The sequence below is a fragment of the Nitrococcus sp. genome (assembly GCF_059432795.1).
This window is the reverse complement of sequence record NZ_JBXWZQ010000011.1, coordinates 19,022-34,326: the sequence shown is the minus strand read 5'-3', so window position 1 is coordinate 34,326 and position 15,305 is coordinate 19,022. Positions and strand designations below refer to the sequence as shown.

At 64.6% G+C, this 15,305-nt stretch carries 15 protein-coding genes; 9 read left to right on the top strand and 6 right to left on the bottom strand.

The annotated features are described in order from the left end of the window. Window positions 1-290 precede the first annotated feature (290 nt). Together AC52Q4_RS01315 and AC52Q4_RS01310 are read right to left on the bottom strand one after the other, a co-directional pair. Complete coding sequence (locus AC52Q4_RS01315) at window positions 291-1,223, bottom strand: reverse transcriptase domain-containing protein (RefSeq protein WP_495534996.1); 933 nt, start codon at window positions 1,221-1,223, stop codon at window positions 291-293. Between the two features lie 48 nt (window positions 1,224-1,271). Then, entirely contained in the window at window positions 1,272-1,436 is a 165-nt protein-coding gene (locus tag AC52Q4_RS01310) for a hypothetical protein (protein WP_495534995.1), read from the bottom strand. A gap of 213 nt (window positions 1,437-1,649) precedes the next feature. Here AC52Q4_RS01310 and AC52Q4_RS01305 point away from each other — a divergent pair, with 213 nt between their 5' ends. Then, the gene (locus AC52Q4_RS01305) at window positions 1,650-1,988 is read left to right on the top strand and encodes a hypothetical protein (RefSeq protein ID WP_495534994.1); all 339 of its coding nucleotides are present in this window, start codon (window positions 1,650-1,652) and stop codon (window positions 1,986-1,988) included. A gap of 7 nt (window positions 1,989-1,995) precedes the next feature. Beyond that, window positions 1,996-2,280, top strand: a complete 285-nt coding sequence (locus AC52Q4_RS01300; RefSeq protein WP_495534993.1) for a helix-turn-helix domain-containing protein — start codon at window positions 1,996-1,998, stop codon at window positions 2,278-2,280. A 358-nt stretch (window positions 2,281-2,638) separates the two neighbouring features. On the opposite strand, the gene sucD is transcribed toward AC52Q4_RS01300, so the two are convergent. From sucD to AC52Q4_RS01285, 3 genes are read right to left on the bottom strand one after another with little or no spacing between them, the layout of a single operon-like run. After that, on the bottom strand, window positions 2,639-3,526 hold the full coding sequence (gene sucD, locus AC52Q4_RS01295) for a succinate--CoA ligase subunit alpha (RefSeq protein ID WP_495534992.1): 888 nt from the start codon (window positions 3,524-3,526) through the stop codon (window positions 2,639-2,641). Beyond that, the gene (sucC, locus tag AC52Q4_RS01290) at window positions 3,523-4,671 is read right to left on the bottom strand and encodes an ADP-forming succinate--CoA ligase subunit beta (RefSeq protein WP_495534991.1); all 1,149 of its coding nucleotides are present in this window, start codon (window positions 4,669-4,671) and stop codon (window positions 3,523-3,525) included. Before sucC ends, sucD begins: the two co-directional genes overlap by 4 nt. 2 nt (window positions 4,672-4,673) lie before the next feature. After that, the gene (locus AC52Q4_RS01285) at window positions 4,674-5,567 is read right to left on the bottom strand and encodes an HpcH/HpaI aldolase/citrate lyase family protein (protein ID WP_495534990.1); all 894 of its coding nucleotides are present in this window, start codon (window positions 5,565-5,567) and stop codon (window positions 4,674-4,676) included. 939 nt (window positions 5,568-6,506) lie between these two features. Between AC52Q4_RS01285 and AC52Q4_RS01280 the strand changes: the two genes are divergently transcribed. From AC52Q4_RS01280 to bhcD, 4 genes are all read left to right on the top strand, one after another. After that, entirely contained in the window at window positions 6,507-6,674 is a 168-nt protein-coding gene (locus tag AC52Q4_RS01280) for a hypothetical protein (RefSeq protein WP_495534989.1), read from the top strand. A gap of 2 nt (window positions 6,675-6,676) precedes the next feature. Continuing rightward, a complete protein-coding gene (gene bhcB / locus AC52Q4_RS01275; protein WP_495534988.1) occupies window positions 6,677-7,648 on the top strand; it encodes a beta-hydroxyaspartate dehydratase BhcB in 972 nt (323 codons plus the stop codon). Window positions 7,649-7,661: 13 nt separating this feature from the next. Next, window positions 7,662-8,825 carry a 3-hydroxy-D-aspartate aldolase BhcC gene (gene bhcC / locus AC52Q4_RS01270; protein ID WP_495534987.1) on the top strand — a complete coding sequence of 388 codons (1,164 nt, stop codon included), beginning with the start codon at window positions 7,662-7,664 and terminating at the stop codon, window positions 8,823-8,825. Window positions 8,826-8,942: 117 nt separating this feature from the next. Further along, the gene (gene bhcD, locus AC52Q4_RS01265) at window positions 8,943-9,911 is read left to right on the top strand and encodes an iminosuccinate reductase BhcD (protein ID WP_495534986.1); all 969 of its coding nucleotides are present in this window, start codon (window positions 8,943-8,945) and stop codon (window positions 9,909-9,911) included. Between the two features lie 180 nt (window positions 9,912-10,091). Here bhcD and AC52Q4_RS01260 read toward each other — a convergent pair whose 3' ends face one another. After that, window positions 10,092-11,486 carry an SLC13 family permease gene (locus tag AC52Q4_RS01260; protein ID WP_495534985.1) on the bottom strand — a complete coding sequence of 465 codons (1,395 nt, stop codon included), beginning with the start codon at window positions 11,484-11,486 and terminating at the stop codon, window positions 10,092-10,094. Window positions 11,487-11,774: 288 nt separating this feature from the next. Between AC52Q4_RS01260 and AC52Q4_RS01255 the strand changes: the two genes are divergently transcribed. The 3 genes from AC52Q4_RS01255 (at window position 11,775) to AC52Q4_RS01245 (ending at window position 15,201) form a co-directional block, all read left to right on the top strand. Further along, complete coding sequence (locus AC52Q4_RS01255) at window positions 11,775-12,836, top strand: AraC family transcriptional regulator (RefSeq protein WP_495534984.1); 1,062 nt, start codon at window positions 11,775-11,777, stop codon at window positions 12,834-12,836. 201 nt (window positions 12,837-13,037) lie between these two features. After that, window positions 13,038-14,093, top strand: a complete 1,056-nt coding sequence (locus tag AC52Q4_RS01250; protein ID WP_495534983.1) for a class I SAM-dependent methyltransferase — start codon at window positions 13,038-13,040, stop codon at window positions 14,091-14,093. A gap of 172 nt (window positions 14,094-14,265) precedes the next feature. Continuing rightward, window positions 14,266-15,201, top strand: a complete 936-nt coding sequence (locus tag AC52Q4_RS01245; RefSeq protein WP_495534982.1) for an NAD(P)-dependent oxidoreductase — start codon at window positions 14,266-14,268, stop codon at window positions 15,199-15,201. Window positions 15,202-15,305: the final 104 nt, after the last annotated feature.

Here is a 15,305-nt window from a genome sequence, read left to right as displayed (position 1 = left end):
AGCGCGCCAGGGCCTGGCCAGCGAGCACCAGACCGGCCTGGCCAGTGATCAGCCGCTGGCTCTGGCGGATGTGAAACCGGGCGGGCTCCATGCAGTCACCAGTCGGGTGATGAGTGATGCGCCCAATAATACCGATCATTCAATAGCTTGTGTATCATCAGGGCGTCGCTGTCACGGATTCAGGATTAAGACATAATCGGGTAACCGGGGGCTTTTAACCCCCAGTCCCCACACCACCCTGCATGCGGATCCGCACAGGGCGGTTCACGAGTAGGAAGCACACGAGAAGATCAGGCATAGCCATGGGCTTTCATCCACAAATTGCGGACGCCGATCAGCCCTTGGCGTTTCAGCCACTCATTGGTCATCCCGGTCTGTGTCGCCAGCGTCCTCGACAGGTGCCAATAGCCCTTGGAGCTGAGCGCCGTGAGGATCGCCTGGCGCTTGCCCGTGCCCAGCGCCAGCAGGTGGCGAACCTTGGTGCGGGTTTTGCGCCACTGCTTCCAGTAGCACATCCGCACCCGGCATCGCAGCCATGCCTCGAGCTCTGGGATCGGTCGGTAGTGCTCCGAGATGCCGAAATAGCCCATCCAGCCTCTCACGTACTGGGCGAGCCTGACGAGCCGGTAGGCCATGGAGACACCCCAGCTCCGCCCGGTCAAACGCCGAACGGTGTGCTTGAAGTCCCTGAAGGCTTGCTCCGACCAGCGCAGCTTCGTTCCCCGGAAGCTAAACCCGAGGAACGTACAGTCATTGGTCCTCGCCACGCGGCTCTTGTGCTCGTTGACCACCAGTTTAAGCTTGCGGGTCAGGAAGCGGGTGACGCTGTCCATGACCCGTTCGCCGGCTCTGGGAGTCTTGACGAGGATCAGCAGATCGTCCGCGTAGCGGGCGAACCGGTGCCCTCGCCGCTCCAGTTCACGATCGAGATCATCCAACAGGATGTTGGCGAGCAACGGCGAGAGTGGTCCGCCTTGGGGCGTACCCATCGCCGTGGTCTGGATGCGCTCGCCGACCAGGACATCTGCCCGCAGGTAGCGGCCGATCAGTGCCAGCAGCCGCTTGTCGCTCACCTTTCGGGCCACGCGGGCCATCAGGACGTCGTGCTGGACGTTGTCGAAGAACTTCGCCAAATCCAGATCGACGGCGACACGGTAGCCGGCCCTGATCTGGCCTTGTACCTGCCGGAGCGCTCCGTGGGCGGAGCGTCCCGGTCGGACCAAATCGTCGGGAGCGATTTGGGACAGCCAAAGGCTGGCCTGGAAGGCAGGCTACAAGGAGGTAGCTCGCAACCCGAAGCTCGATTCGCTGAAATGCGGATCGAAGATCGGCGTGAGCACTTGTGCGATGGCCTGCTGGATCAACCGGTCGATGACCGTGGGGGTGCCCAGCAACCGCTCGCCCCCGCCGGGCTTGGAGATCGAGACCCGCCGCACCGGTTGAGGTCGATAGGTGCCATCGGCAAGCCGCTGGCGGATTTCGGACCAGTGCGAACGTGCAAACTCGGGGAACGGGGGAGGAAAGCAGATTATCTATTGGCTGCGGCATCTCCCGCGTGGCGGCTGGCGTCAGCGGTCGTGCCCATGAACCCGGATCTGACGACATGCGGTCTGGCGCGGAACTAATCCATTGGATATAACTTCAAGATTATGATGACCATTGCCGAAGTCCCGGAGTTCATCCGCTGGGCGGAGAAGCTGCTGAGCGATCAGGAGCGCCGGGACGTCATGGACTACCTCGCCGCGCACCCGAGGGTGGGTGACCTGATGGAAGGTACCGGCGGGGTGCACAAGCTCCGGTGGCGTCCGAGGTGGACGAGGCAAGAGTGGCGGAGTCCGCGTCATCTACTACTTCCACAGCGAGGCTATGCCGCGCTGTACCTGCTGACCCTGTTCGGCAAGCACGAGCGGGCCAACCTGAGCAAGGCCGAGCGCAATGAACTGTCCAAGCTGGTGCAGATGCTGGTACTGGCTTGGATCAAGAGGTGATTCTCTCATGGGTAGCGGATTCGATAGCATCAAGACCGGCCTGGAAGAGGCCAGCGACCACGCCAAGGGCGGCAAAAGGCACGCCCGCATCTACCGGCCGGAACCGGTGGACGTGATGGCGCTGCGCTGGCGCCTCGGTATGACACAGGAGCAGTTTGCGGCGCGCTTCGGCGTCTCCGTAGCGACGCTACGCCACTGGGAACGTGGAGATCGTGTTCCCCACGGGCCGGCACGGGTGCTACTCAATCTGATTGACCGCGAACCGCCGGCTGTGATGCGGGCGCTTGGGTGAGGGTAAGGCTTGTAGCTGTCGCCGTCTCAGCCACTGCAATCAGGCCGCCAGCCTCCCAGGATGCGGCGGCCACAATGTGAAGCCGTTCAGTATTTATCCGAGACCTGCCCATTCTCCAAGGAGGTAAATCGGCATTGGGGTCGATTGCAGCATCCCGGGCGCCTACATGGTGCGGTCTCTAAAAGGGTCTGTGCAATCCGAATCGACCAGGGGCAGATCACCAGGGCACCAAACCGAACGACGTAGTCGTTCTCTGCAGTAAACAACCTCTGCGGAGCGCCTCCCCGCGTTGCGCACCACGCGCGCAGGTAGGTAGGCGTCATCGCGGACTACGCATTCCGGGTCGGATACGATCCTGCTACCGATTGGCGAGCACACTGGCCATCGTCGAGCCCAGTTCAGCGGGGCTGTCGGCGACGGTTATTCCGCAGCTGCGTAGGATCTCCGCCTTGGCAGCGGCGGTGTCGGCGTCGCCGGAAATGATCGCGCCGGCGTGGCCCATGCGCCGGCCGGGTGGGGCCGTAACTCCCGCGATGAACCCGACCACCGGCTTGCGCGAGTTTTCCTTGATCCAGCGCGCCGCCTCCGCCTCCTGCGGCCCGCCGATCTCCCCGATCATCATCACCGCCTCGGTCTCGTTGTCCTGCTCGAAGAGCTTGAGGACCTCGACGAACGAGCTGCCGATTATGGGATCGCCTCCGATGCCGGCACTGGTCGTCACGCCGAGGCCGTGCTGCGCAAGCTGGGCCGCCGCCTCATAGCCGAGCGTGCCGGAGCGGGCGACGAGGCCAATGCTCCCCCGCGTGTAAATGTCGCCGGTCATGATACCCAGCATGGCCTTGCCGACGCTGATCACACCGGCGCAATTGGGACCGATCATGCACAGGCGCTCCTCGGCCGGAAAACTGGCGAGGTAGCGTTTGGCCCGCACCATGTCACCTACAGGAATTCCTTCGGTGATGACAACGCTGAGACGCAATCCGGCCTCGGCCGCCTCCATCACCGCGTCGGCACAATAAGGTGCCGGGACGAAGATCATGCTCGCGGTGGCGCCGGTCGCCTGCACCGCCTCCCGCACGGTGTTGAATACCGGGAGCCCGAGGTGCGCCATCCCCCCCTTGCCGGGCGTAATGCCGCCAACCACCTGGGTGCCGTAGCGCATCGCTTCCTGGGCATGGAAGGTGCCCTTGTCGCCGGTGAATCCCTGAATCAGGACTTTAGTAGTTTCGTCGATGAGGATACTCATGACAGTGTTTTCACCGCTTCTTCCGCCGCTTCGCTCAGATCCGCGCAGCTTTTGATCGGCAGACCGCTTTCCTGCAGGATGCGCAGGCCCTCGGCCAGGTTGGTGCCGGCGAGCCGGACCACCAGCGGCACCCTCAACCCGACGTCCTGCACCGCCTGGACGATGCCGCTGGCGACCCAGTCGCAGCGGTTGATGCCGGCGAAAATGTTAACGAGGATGGCGCGCACTTGCGTATCCGAGACAATCAATCGGAAGGCATTGGCGACCCGCTCGGGCGACGCTCCGCCGCCGATGTCCAAAAAGTTCGCGGGCTCGCCGCCGGCTTTCTTGATCAAGTCCATGGTCGCCATGGCCAGGCCGGCGCCGTTGACGATGCAGCCGATATTACCCTCGAGTCCGATATAGCTTAGCCCCTGCTGCGCCGCCTGCGCCTCGCGCGGGTCGCCCTGGGTGACATCCGTCAGCTCGTTGATTTGCGGATGACGGAACAGGGCGTTGCTGTCGAAAGACATTTTCGCATCCAGCGCCAGCACTTTTCCGTCCGCGGTGACCATCAGCGGGTTGATTTCCACCAGGGTGGCGTCGAGGTCACGAAATGCGCGGTAAGCGCCCGTGATCGCCCGGGCGACCTGCCGCACCACGGGCGGCGCCAGCCCCAGGCAGAAGCCGAGGCGATTGGCCTGGAAGGACGTGATACCCACCGCCGGGTCCACGGTCTCCATGACCACGCCTTCCGTGTTCGATTCGACCTCCATGCCGCCAGCGGCCGAGCCGATCACGCAGATACGCTCGAGCGCGCGGTCCAGGATGATGCCGATGTAGAACTCCGTTCCGCTCGGCTGCGCCTGCTCGACCAGTACCCGGGTGACCTTCTTGCCAGCGGGACCGGTTTGCAGGGTGACAAGGTTGCTGCCCAGCAGGGCGTCCGCGGCCGCGCCGACTTCCTCGGTGGAATCGCACAGCTTGATGCCCCCCGCCTTGCCCCGCGCGCCAGCGTGAATCTGGGCCTTGACCGCCCAACGCTCGCCGCCGAGCTCTTGCGCCACCTCAATGGCCTGTATCCGTGTAAACGCCACCGCGCCATTGGGCACCGGAACGCCGAAATTGCGGAGCAGATCTTTCGCCTGGTGTTCGTGGATGTCCATATTTAGGGCGTGTTGCGAAGTTTGATTTGATCGTCCTGGTTGACGATATTGCGCGCCATGCGGGCGGAGGCGATGTCGATCATCTTGCCGTCGAGTTGCGCCGCGCCCTTGCCTTGCGCCGCCGCCTCATCCAGCGCCGCCAGGATCCGCCGCGCCTTGTCCGCCTCCTCTGGAGAGGGCGAGAAAACGTCGTTGCACGCAGCGATCTGCGAGGGGTGGATGGCCCACTTGCCGTCGTAGCCGAGCGAGGCCGCCCGCTTGGCGGCCGCCAGGAAGGCGTCCGGATCGCTGAAATCACCAAACGGCCCGTCGATCGGGCGCAGGCCGTAGGCGCGGCAGGCATTGACCATCCGTGAGAGGTGGAAATGCCATTGGTCGCCTGGGTAGTCCTCGTTCAAACCGCCGATAACCATGGTGCGGGCCCGCAGCGACGCCGCCAGATCGGCGGGGCCGAAATGCATCGCCTCCAGTCGCGGCGACGAAGTGGCGATGGTATCCACGTTGGCCAGTCCGAGCGCGGTCTCGATGAGCGCCTCGATGCCGATCCGGTGATCGAGCTTCATCGCCTCCTCGATCTGGGTGAGCATGGCATCGACCATGTATACGTCGGCGGCAACCCCGACCTTGGGTACCAGCAGGACATCGATATGGGCGCCCGCCTGCTCCACCAGATCGACCACGTCCCGGTACATATAGTGGGTGTCGATGCCGTTTATCCTCACCGACATGGTTTTGTTGCGGCCTTTCCAGTCGACGGTGTTCAGGGCCTCGATAGCGTTGCTCCGCGCTTGTGCCTTGTCGTCCGGGACGATCGAGTCCTCGAGATCGAGACACACATAATCCGCGGCGCTATCAACGCTTTTCGATATGAACTTGGGCTGGGATGCCGGCACCATTAACATACTGCGCTGTAAGCGCGTTCGGACCGGGCTGTATCTCGTGTGGCTCAATTATTTTCCCTCCGTAGATAGCGGACGCGGCGCGGATCGAGGTGGCTGGCTCGGCTGTGCGGCCGGCGAACAGCGGCTGATAACCGAAATCTCCATGTGGCCCGCGGTACCCGGCGATTGCAGCGTGGCGGGGAGCGCGCGCTTCCACCCCTGCACTGACCCCACTCTTGTATCACCTACGGCGACATTTTCATGACCGCAAATACAGCGGTGAATACATCGATTACGATGGGCAGATGCCATTCCACACGCGGAAGCGACGGCCGGCCAGAGTAAACCTGATTGGTGGTTGCTGGTCAACCCTCGGACCTTTTCGCTCCGCGGTAGGGGCGATTGGGGCCACTTTGTGGCCGGACGAAAGAAACGCAACCAAAGTAGGGGAAGTATAATCGCCCTTTTCCGGTCTGCTCAACGGATCGTTCACGAGTAGCAGCGGGCCATTCGCTAGGCCGGCAACGCGAAATTGATCGGAAAGCGGTACTTTCGCTACATTGGTTTTTTGCCCTTGCCTCGCTTCGCGGGTGTCATCAATGCCCGATGCTTGCTGTTCGGCGCGAACTCGCCGCGACAGATTCGCCTGGAGCGAATTGGGACGCATGCAGTGCGCCCGCAGGGCGCGGCACGGACGTCGCACATCCCAACCGGTCAGCGATGTTTGATTATGGGATTCGACTCTGCCACCCTCGCGCTACACATTTTCCGCAACTGCGCGTCGTTCATAGGGTTACCGGAGCGTGGCGGCTCCGTAGTTCGAGGAGCCGGCTGCACTTGAGCGGGCACGTCCGGATGGGTGGGAGCCGCAGGCGGGCGAAACGGCCCGACGAAAAAGTTGTTAACTCCGCGCCTCCCTGCTATACGGAGCGGAACAAATTAAGGAGGTGCGTAATGACCAGCCAGAACCCGGTCTTCATCCCCGGCCGGACCCACATTCCCGAGCGGCTACGACAGGCCGTCAACACGCGTAACGAGAGCGCGACCGGTGTGCGCTCCGACGTCGCCACGGCGCAGGAGTGCTGCCGCGACACTGCCTCGGCCCGCAGCGAGGCGGCTTGACCATGGCCGCGGTTGCCGAGAACCTCTACATCCCGACCTGGGAGGACGTGCTCACCGCACACGAGCGCGTGAAGCCGCACATCCACCGGACGCCGATCCTGACCTCTCGCCGCATTAACGAGATCGCAGGTGCCGAGCTCTTCTTCAAGTGCGAGAACTTTCAAAGGGCTGCCGTTTTCAAGGTGCGCGGCGCCAGCAATGCCGTGTTCGGCCTCCCGGAGGAGACGGCGAACAAAGGCGTGGCCACGCATTCGAGCGGCAACCATGGGCTGGCGCTCAGTTACGCCGCCGGGCAACGGGGCATCCCATGCCACGTCGTGATGCCCCGCACCGCGCCGCAGGCGAAGAAGGACGCAGTGCGCGGCTACGGCGGGCTGATTACCGAGTGCGAGCCTTCCACCTCGAGCCGCGAGGCGACCTTCGCCAAGATCCAGGAGGAGACCGGAGCGGACTTCGTCCATCCCTACAACGACGAGCGGGTGATCGCCGGCCAGGCTACCTGCTCGAAGGAGATCGTCGAGGATATCGGCGAGCTCGACGCCATCATCGCCCCGATCGGCGGCGGCGGCATGATCTCGGGCACCTGCCTTACGCTCTCGACGATCGCACCACAAACGAGCATCTACGCCGCCGAGCCCGAACAGGCCGACGACGCCTACCAGTCGTTCAAGCAGGGCAAGATCATCGCCTACGACGCGCCTAACACGGTCGCCGACGGCCTCAAAGTGCCGCTCAAGGAGCGCACCTGGCACTTCGTCTCCAAGTACGTCACCGACGTGCTGACCGCGAGCGAGGCGGAGATCGTCGACGCCATGCGGCTGACGTGGGCGTGCATGAAGATCGTCATGGAGGCGAGCTCGGCGGTGCCACTGGCCACCATCCTGAAGAACCGCGATACTTTCGCCGGCAAGCGCGTCGGCGTCATCATTACCGGTGGCAACGTCGATCTCGACAAGCTGCCCTGGCTCCAGTGATTAAGAGGAAGCAATGACCAAGCACGAGAACATCGGCGATTATGAGGTCGGCTACGACATTCCAGCCTCGATCGGCATGGCCTACGAGGACATCGAGACGCCCTGCCTGATCCTCGATCTCGACGCGCTCGATCGCAACATCAAGAAGATGGGCGACTACGCCCGCGCGCACAACATGCGCCACCGCGCGCACGGCAAGATGCACAAGTCGGTCGACGTGCTGAAGTTGCAGATGGAGAAGGGTGGGGCGATTGGCGTCTGCTGCCAGAAGGTATCAGAGGCCGAGGTCTTCGCCCGTGCCGGCATCGAGGACATCCTGGTCTCGAACCAGGTGCGCGGCCTCGCCAAGATCGACCGGCTCGCGCGCCTGCCGCAATACGGCGGCCGGATCATCGTCTGCGTCGACGACGTGGCGAACATCGCCGACCTCTCGAAGGCAGCGCAGAAGCACGGCACCACCCTCGATGTCTTCGTCGAGATCGACTGCGGCGCCGGCCGCTGCGGCGTCAGCACGACGCCTGAGGTGGTCGAAATCGCCAAGGCCGCCGCCGCCGCGCCTAACCTGCGCTTCCTCGGCCTCCAGGCCTACCAGGGCGCGATGCAGCACATCGAAAAGTACGAGGACCGCAAGGCCAAGCTCGACATCGCCATTGCCATGGTGAAGGACGCAGTCGAGGCGCTGAACAAGGAGGGTCTCGAGCCGGAGCTGGTCTCGGGCGGCGGCACCGGCAGTTACTACTTCGAGAGCAACTCGGGTGTCTACAACGAGCTGCAGTGCGGCTCCTACGCCTTCATGGACGGTGACTACGGCCGCATTCTGGACAAGGAGGGCCGCCGCATCGACAACGGCGAATGGGAGAACTCGCTGTTCATCCTGACCAGCGTGATGAGCCACGCCAAGCCCGACAAGGCGATCTGCGACGCCGGGCTCAAGGCGCAGTCGGTCGACTCAGGGATGCCGTACGTCTACGGACGCGACGAGGTCAAGTACATCAAGTGCTCCGACGAGCACGGCGTCATCGAGGATCCGAACGGCGTGCTGAAGATCAACGAGAAGCTCAAGCTCGTCACCAGCCACTGCGACCCGACCTGTAATGTGCACGATTGGTATGTCGGCGTGCGCAACGGCAAGGTTGAGTCGATCTGGCCGATCAGCGCCCGCGGCAAGGTTTACTGAGGCGCACGCCGCCGAACGTTGCGATCACGTTAACGTGTAAATCCGCGTCGGAAGAGTAACTCATCCGTCTGCTTACGCGCGCGCAGACGGGCGCCTACAGCCTGGAGAACGGCCGCCATGATCATCGTTCCCGAAGAAGCCTGCCCCGGCCTGCTCGACATCGACGCCGCTTTCGAGGCGGTGGAGAAGATCTTCGCGGCCATGGGCCGCGGCGACGCCTACAACTTCCCCGTGGTTCGCGAGGCGATCGGCCATGCCGACGCGCTCTATGGCTTCAAGGGCGGCTTCGACCGCGCCGGCCAGGTGCTCGGCGTCAAGGCGGGTGGCTACTGGCCGCACAACCTCGAGCGCGGCCTCGGGGGCAACCACCAGTCGACGGTCTTCCTGTTCGACCCCGAGACCGGCAAGGCCACGGCCTGCATCGGCGGCAACTACCTGACCGCCGCCCGCACTGCCGCCTCCAGCGCCGTCTCGATCAAGCATCTCGCCCGTCCGGACGCCAAGGTGCTCGGTATGGTTGGGGCCGGCCACCAGTCCGCCTTCCAGATGCGCGCCGCGGCCCGCCAGCGTGGCTTTGAGCGGGTGGTCGGCTGGAATCTGCACAAGGAGATGCTGCCACGGCTCGCCGACACCGCCGCCGAACTCGATCTGCCCTATGAGTCGGTCGAGCTCGACGAGCTCGGCGCCGAGGCGGACGTCATCATCACCATCACCTCGAGCTTCAAGCCGACCCTGATGAAGAGTCATGTCAAACCCGGCACTCACATCGCTGCCATGGGCACCGACACCAAGGGCAAGCAGGAGATTGACGCCGCTCTCGTCGCCGCCGCCACCGTATTCACCGACGAGGTTGCCCAGTCCGTCTCAATCGGCGAGGCCCAGCACGCAATCGGGCAGGGTCTGAAGGGTGAGGCTGACATCACCCAGATTGGCGCGGTGATAAACGGCGGCCACCCCGGCCGCCGCTCGTCCGATGAGATCACTCTCTTCGACGGCACCGGCGTCGGTCTGCAGGACCTCGCCGTCGCCGCCGCGGTGGTCGGCTTGGCGCGCGAGGCTGGCAAGGCGGTCGAGGTCGCGTTCTAACCGGTCGGCGCGCCCAAACACCAGCCGTGGGAAGGCGTCCGCCGCGCCCCGGCGTCGCTCGGCTCGGAGTATGAGTATCAGGATCTGTTAACGATTAGGCGGGCCAGCGCCCCATACCCGCACGAGTCCATCGCCAGACCGCAATTGCCACGGTGCCGGCCGGGTTTCGCACACGCCGGCTCATAAAAGCAGCGTGCACGCCGCGGTGAGAGCCGCGGCGGCGAGAAGGTTGAGCACGACGCCCTCGCGGGCCATGTCGGCGGTGTGCAGGTAGCCGCTGCCGACGACGATGGCGTTCGGCGCCGTGGCCACCGGCAGCATGAACGCGCAACTTGCGCTCAGTACCGCCGGCAGCATGAGCCGTTCGGGGGCGAGGCCGGCGGCTAGCGCGGCGGACGCCAGCACCGGCATGAGGAGGTTGGTGGTCGCCGTGTTACTGCTCACCTCGGTCATGAACGTGACGGCGAGGCACACGAGCAGGGTCAACGCCACGATGGGCCAGGCCGCGAGCGCGCCGAGGGCGTTGCCGAGGGCGCTCGATAGCCCCGAGGCCTCGAAGGCGACGGAGATTGCAATGCCGCCGCCGAAAAGAAGCAGTAGCCCCCAAGGAATCGTGCGCGCAGTTTGCCAATCCAGAAGCTGCCCACCTTCGCCGTCCGGCACCAGGAACAATGCCACCACGGCCGCGAGTGCCACGGTGCTGTCCGAAGTGGTCTCGGCGCCGAATAGGCCGCTCCAGCCGCCGAACGGCTCAGTGCGAAAGATCCAGGCGGCGACGGTGAGGCCAAAAACCAACAATACGCGCGCTTCGGGGGAGCGCCACGGTCCCGGGTACGGGATTGTGAGGGTCGGTGCCGCGGCCAGACTTCGGGTCAGCCAGAGCCACGCGATCGGCAGGAGCACCGCAGCGGCGGGAAGACCGATCGACATCCACTCCAGAAAGCTCACCGCCGCGCCGGTTGTCTGCTCGTAGACGGCCATGAAGATGATATTCGGCGGCGTGCCGATCGGTGTGGCCATGCCGCCGATGTTGGCGGCGTAGGCGAGGCCGAGCAGGAGCGGAACCGCGGTCGGCCGGGCCTCCGCACTCTCGAGCACGGCAATTGCGACCGGCAGCAGCATCAACGTGGTGGCGGTGTTCGAGATCCACATGCTGCAGGCCCAGCTCGCGAGCATGAACCCGAGGACCAGCCGACGACCGCCACCGCCGCCGCACGCGCGCACCATGCCGAGCGCCAGCCGGCGGTGCAAGCGGCTCTTTTCGATCGCCTTGGACAACATGAAGCCGCCGAGCAAAAGGAGGATCAGGGTGTGTCCGTAGGCCTGGGCGATCCGAGCGTGATCTACCACCCCAGTAAACGGAAAGGCCGCGAACGGGATGAGCGAGGTGGCCGGGATGGGGATTGGCTCGAGCACCCACCAGCTCGCGCACAGCCCGGTGATCGCCGCGGTCCAGCAAGCCGCCGCCGGCAGATCGCCGGCGAGAGCCGCAGCCGCGGCCGCGCCGGCAACGAGCGGTCCGAGCGCCAGGCGCAGCCCGCGCCGTGTCTGCGAAGTGCGGCTCTCGGCTTCCATTACACCCTATCGAAGGTGGTGCTGATCAGGCTAAAGGCGGCGTTACGCAATCCAGCGTGGTTGGCCTGCTCGGAAACGCTCCGAAAGACCGCTTCGGTCTAGTGGGTGCGCCCGAGCCGCGCCGGTGCTCTAGCGTACCAGAACCCGGAGCGCGTGAAGGTCGCGGGAGGCGCGTTAGTGTTGACCTGCCTCCCGAGCCGACTGGAAAGCGCGTCGGCACCGCGCGTCACCGGCGCGCGCTTATACTGAAATAGCCTAACGGTCCGTCGGTCTACAACGGAGTGCGCCATGAGCCAAGATGCGCTGTCCGATCTTCTGCGCTGCGTGCGGCTGCGCGGTGCGTTGTTCTTCCATGTGGACTGCGGCGGACGCTGGGTGAGCGAAGCACCCGACGCCAAGGTGCTGACCCCGCTCATCATGCCCGAGGCTCAGCACCTGATGGGATACCACGCGATACTGAGGGGCGGGTGCTGGGCCGGGCTCGCGACGGATGGGCCGCCCATCCGCCTGAGTGAGGGCGACGTCGTCGTTTTCCCACACGGCGATGCGCACGTGATGTCGAGCGTGCCGGGCCTGCGTGCCGAGCCGGACGTCGACTTCCTGGCACGGCGGCCGCCGCAGCTGCCGTTCCTGCTGCGCCAAGAAGGCGATCGGCTCCTCGAGGCGGGCGCCTCGCCTACGGGAAATGACTCGCAAAGCGCGAGCACGACTACCCTGCTGTGCGGCTTCTGGGGCTGTGACCGCGGGCCTTTCAACCCGTTGCTCGGCACGTTGCCGCGGATGATTCACGCGCCTTCGCGCCGTTTGGGCGAAGAGAGCTGGATCGGCCAGTTCGTCCGCCTGGCGGCGGCGGAGTGCCGTGCCAAACGCCCGGGCGGCGAGGCGGCGCTCGAGCGCATGAGCGAGATGATGTTCATTGATGTGCTGCGCCGACACCTCGAGACGCTCCCCGAGGACCAGACGGGCTGGCTTGCCGCGCTGCGGGACCGTTACGTCGGACGCGCGCTTTGCCTACTCCATGAGCGCCCGGGCGCTCCATGGACGCTAGAGAGGCTCTCCGCGAGCGTCGGGCTGTCACGCTCGGCACTGCACGACCGCTTCGTACGGCTTCTCGAGCAGCCGCCGATGCAGTATCTGACGGCTTGGCGCATGCAGCTCGCTTCCCGGCTGTTGACGGACAGCAACGCAATGCTCGCCTCGATTGCACTCAAGGTCGGCTACGAGTCGGAGGCGGCCTTCAGCCGCGCCTTCAAGCGAGCGATTGGCTTGCCTCCGGCCGCGTGGCGCCGCCAACGCGCCAGCGCCGGTGTCTCCCCGTGTTGGCCCGCGAACGACGCCGCCGGCGCGTAAGGCTAGGCAGACGGGCTCAGTTACGGAATTTGGAGCAAGAATGCCGGTTGATCGGTCATTCCTCCCGCCACGGCTCGAAAACATACTGAGGGCTCTTTCAAGCCACGAGTGCAATGGCTTTGCAGGCGCAATGCCGCTTCAGAGCCTTCTATCGGCCTTATTCGGGAGAAACTCATGCAAGCCGCTCAAGCAACACAAGCAATGGATGAAGATAAGCTCGACACGTTCATGGGCCAGATCATGGCGGATCTTGGCGGTGCCTACAGCGTGGCGCTGGTGCTGCTCGGCGATCGGCTCGGGTTGTACCGCTCGTTGCGCGATGAGGGGCCGGCGACGGCGGCGGAGCTTGCCGCGCGGACCGGATGCGCCGAGCGCTACCTGCAGGAATGGCTCGCCCAACAGGCGGCTTCCAACTACCTGACCTACGATCCTGTGCACGGCCGGTTCACGCTGCCGCCGGAGCAGGCGATGGTGTTCGCCGACCCGGCGAGCCCCGTCTACATGATCGGCGGGTTCGAGAATGTGGTGAGCACCATCGAAAACGAGCCGAAAGTCGCGGAGAGCTTTCGTACCGGGCAGGGGGTCGCCTGGGGCGAGCAGGCAAGCTGCATGTTCTGCGCCGTTGCCAAGTTCTTCCGGCCGGGTTATATGCATAACCTCGTCCAGAGCTGGCTGCCGGCGCTCGACGGGGTGATCGAGAAACTCGAGCGAGGCGCTACGGTCGCGGACATCGGCTGTGGGCACGGCCACTCGACCTTGATCATGGCCGAGGCGTTTCCACGCTCCACCTTCGTCGGTTTCGACTTCCACGGCGATTCCATCAGCGCGGCGAACGGTCATCGCGACGCGCACGGCTTCGATGCAGAGCGCGTACGCTTCGAGACGGCCGGAGCCGCGGATTTCAACGGCGGTGACTACGATCTCGTGACCTGCTTCGATGCGCTGCACGATATGGGTGATCCAGCGGGTGTGGCGGCGCATGTGAGAAGTCAGCTCAAAACCGACGGTACGTGGATGATTGTCGAACCCATGGCGGGCGATGCACTGCAGGACAACCTGAATCCGGTCGGTCGGCTTTTCTATGCCGGTTCCACGATGATCTGCCTGCCTACGGCCCTCGCTCAGAAAAACGGCACCGCACTCGGTGCGCAGGCCGGAGAAAAGCGGCTCGCGGAAGTGATCTCCTCGGGCGGCTTCGCCCGCGTGCGCCGCGCGGCCGAGACGCCGTTCAACCTCGTTCTCGAGGCGCGTGGCTGACCGCACCCAAAGCCTTCAACGCCAGCGGCGGGCGCGCGGATCGGGCGCCCGCCGTTCGGCCGTCCTCGCATGTCCGCACTTGCCGCCACCACGCTTTGCCCCTGTTAGCACCATCTTTGATGTGGTAAGCGGGGCGGTAGGAAAAAGGCCGCGTTGGCCGGCAGGCAGTGAGATGCCGGAGCGAGAGCGAGGCCGAGGAAGTCAGCACCGGCAACCACAAGGAGCGGCAATGAAAATTGGAGTGATGGGAACGGGGCTCATGGGACGACCAATGGCATCCCGGCTAATCCAGGGCGGGCATACCGTCCTTGCGTACAACCGAACCCAATCAAAGGCGGAGCCGCTGGTCGCGGAAGGTGCCCGCCTGTGTACCCATCCCTCGGAGGTCATCGAGGAAGCGCAAGCGGTCGTGACCATGCTCAGCGATGCGCAGACAACCTCAGAGCTTCTTGGCGTCGGGGAGGCGCGCGGTCCGTCCTTCGCGGGCACGACCGTCATCCAGATGGCCACCATCGCACCGAGCGAGAGCAAGCAACTGATGGACGCCGTGGCGCGACGAGGCGGAGAGTATTTCGAAAGCCCTGTCCTGGGCAGCATACCCGAGGCCAGAAGCGGCAACCTGATCCTCATGGTCGGTGCCACCGAGGAGCAGTTCGTGAAGTGGCGGGACGTTCTGACCCTATTCGGGCCCACGGTGCGACGGATCGGACCCGTGGGGGCCGGCGCGTGCGTGAAGCTGGCAATGAACCAGCTGATCGCCGCGCTGACGATCGCCTTTTCCGAAAGCCTCGCTCTGGTGCGAAAAGAGCAGGTCGACGTCGATGCCTTCATGGCGATTGCGCGCGAGAGCGCGCTGTACGCGCCAACCTACGACAAGAAACTCTCACGAATGCTCGAGCGCAATTTCGCCAACCCGAACTTCCCGACGAAGCACCTGCTGAAGGACGTGCGCTTGTTCAGGAAGGCGGGCGCCGAAGTGGGGATCGATACCGGGACACTGCGTGCCTTCGAGCGGCTCCTCGACCGAGCGGTCGAAGGAGGGCTCGCGGAGGCGGATTATGCGGCTGTCTACGAATGCGTTGACCCGGCCAACGGTCGAGGCGGCTGAGCGCCTCGCCTTGCCGGCCGGTGGAGCGATTTTCATCGCCCATCCGCCGGGTGCCGCTGCGGCAGCAGAAACTGCTGGAAATCATTGCCTCGGCGCCGTTTAAT

Bases quoted from the DNA above. Each gene is read 5' to 3' on its own strand.
- AC52Q4_RS01280 (WP_495534989.1), top strand. From the start codon at position 6,507: ATGACCAGCCAGAACCCGGTCTTCATCCCCGGCCGGACCCACATTCCC.
- AC52Q4_RS01245 (WP_495534982.1), top strand. From the start codon at position 14,266: ATGCCGGAGCGAGAGCGAGGCCGAGGAAGTCAGCACCGGCAACCACAA.
- sucC (WP_495534991.1), bottom strand. From the start codon at position 4,671: ATGGACATCCACGAACACCAGGCGAAAGATCTGCTCCGCAATTTCGGC.
- AC52Q4_RS01260 (WP_495534985.1), bottom strand. From the start codon at position 11,486: ATGGAAGCCGAGAGCCGCACTTCGCAGACACGGCGCGGGCTGCGCCTG.
- AC52Q4_RS01285 (WP_495534990.1), bottom strand. From the start codon at position 5,567: ATGGTGCCGGCATCCCAGCCCAAGTTCATATCGAAAAGCGTTGATAGC.
- AC52Q4_RS01250 (WP_495534983.1), top strand. From the start codon at position 13,038: ATGGATGAAGATAAGCTCGACACGTTCATGGGCCAGATCATGGCGGAT.
- bhcB (WP_495534988.1), top strand. From the start codon at position 6,677: ATGGCCGCGGTTGCCGAGAACCTCTACATCCCGACCTGGGAGGACGTG.
- sucD (WP_495534992.1), bottom strand. From the start codon at position 3,526: ATGAGTATCCTCATCGACGAAACTACTAAAGTCCTGATTCAGGGATTC.
- bhcC (WP_495534987.1), top strand. From the start codon at position 7,662: ATGACCAAGCACGAGAACATCGGCGATTATGAGGTCGGCTACGACATT.
- bhcD (WP_495534986.1), top strand. From the start codon at position 8,943: ATGATCATCGTTCCCGAAGAAGCCTGCCCCGGCCTGCTCGACATCGAC.
- AC52Q4_RS01305 (WP_495534994.1), top strand. From the start codon at position 1,650: ATGATGACCATTGCCGAAGTCCCGGAGTTCATCCGCTGGGCGGAGAAG.
- AC52Q4_RS01300 (WP_495534993.1), top strand. From the start codon at position 1,996: ATGGGTAGCGGATTCGATAGCATCAAGACCGGCCTGGAAGAGGCCAGC.
- AC52Q4_RS01255 (WP_495534984.1), top strand. From the start codon at position 11,775: ATGAGCCAAGATGCGCTGTCCGATCTTCTGCGCTGCGTGCGGCTGCGC.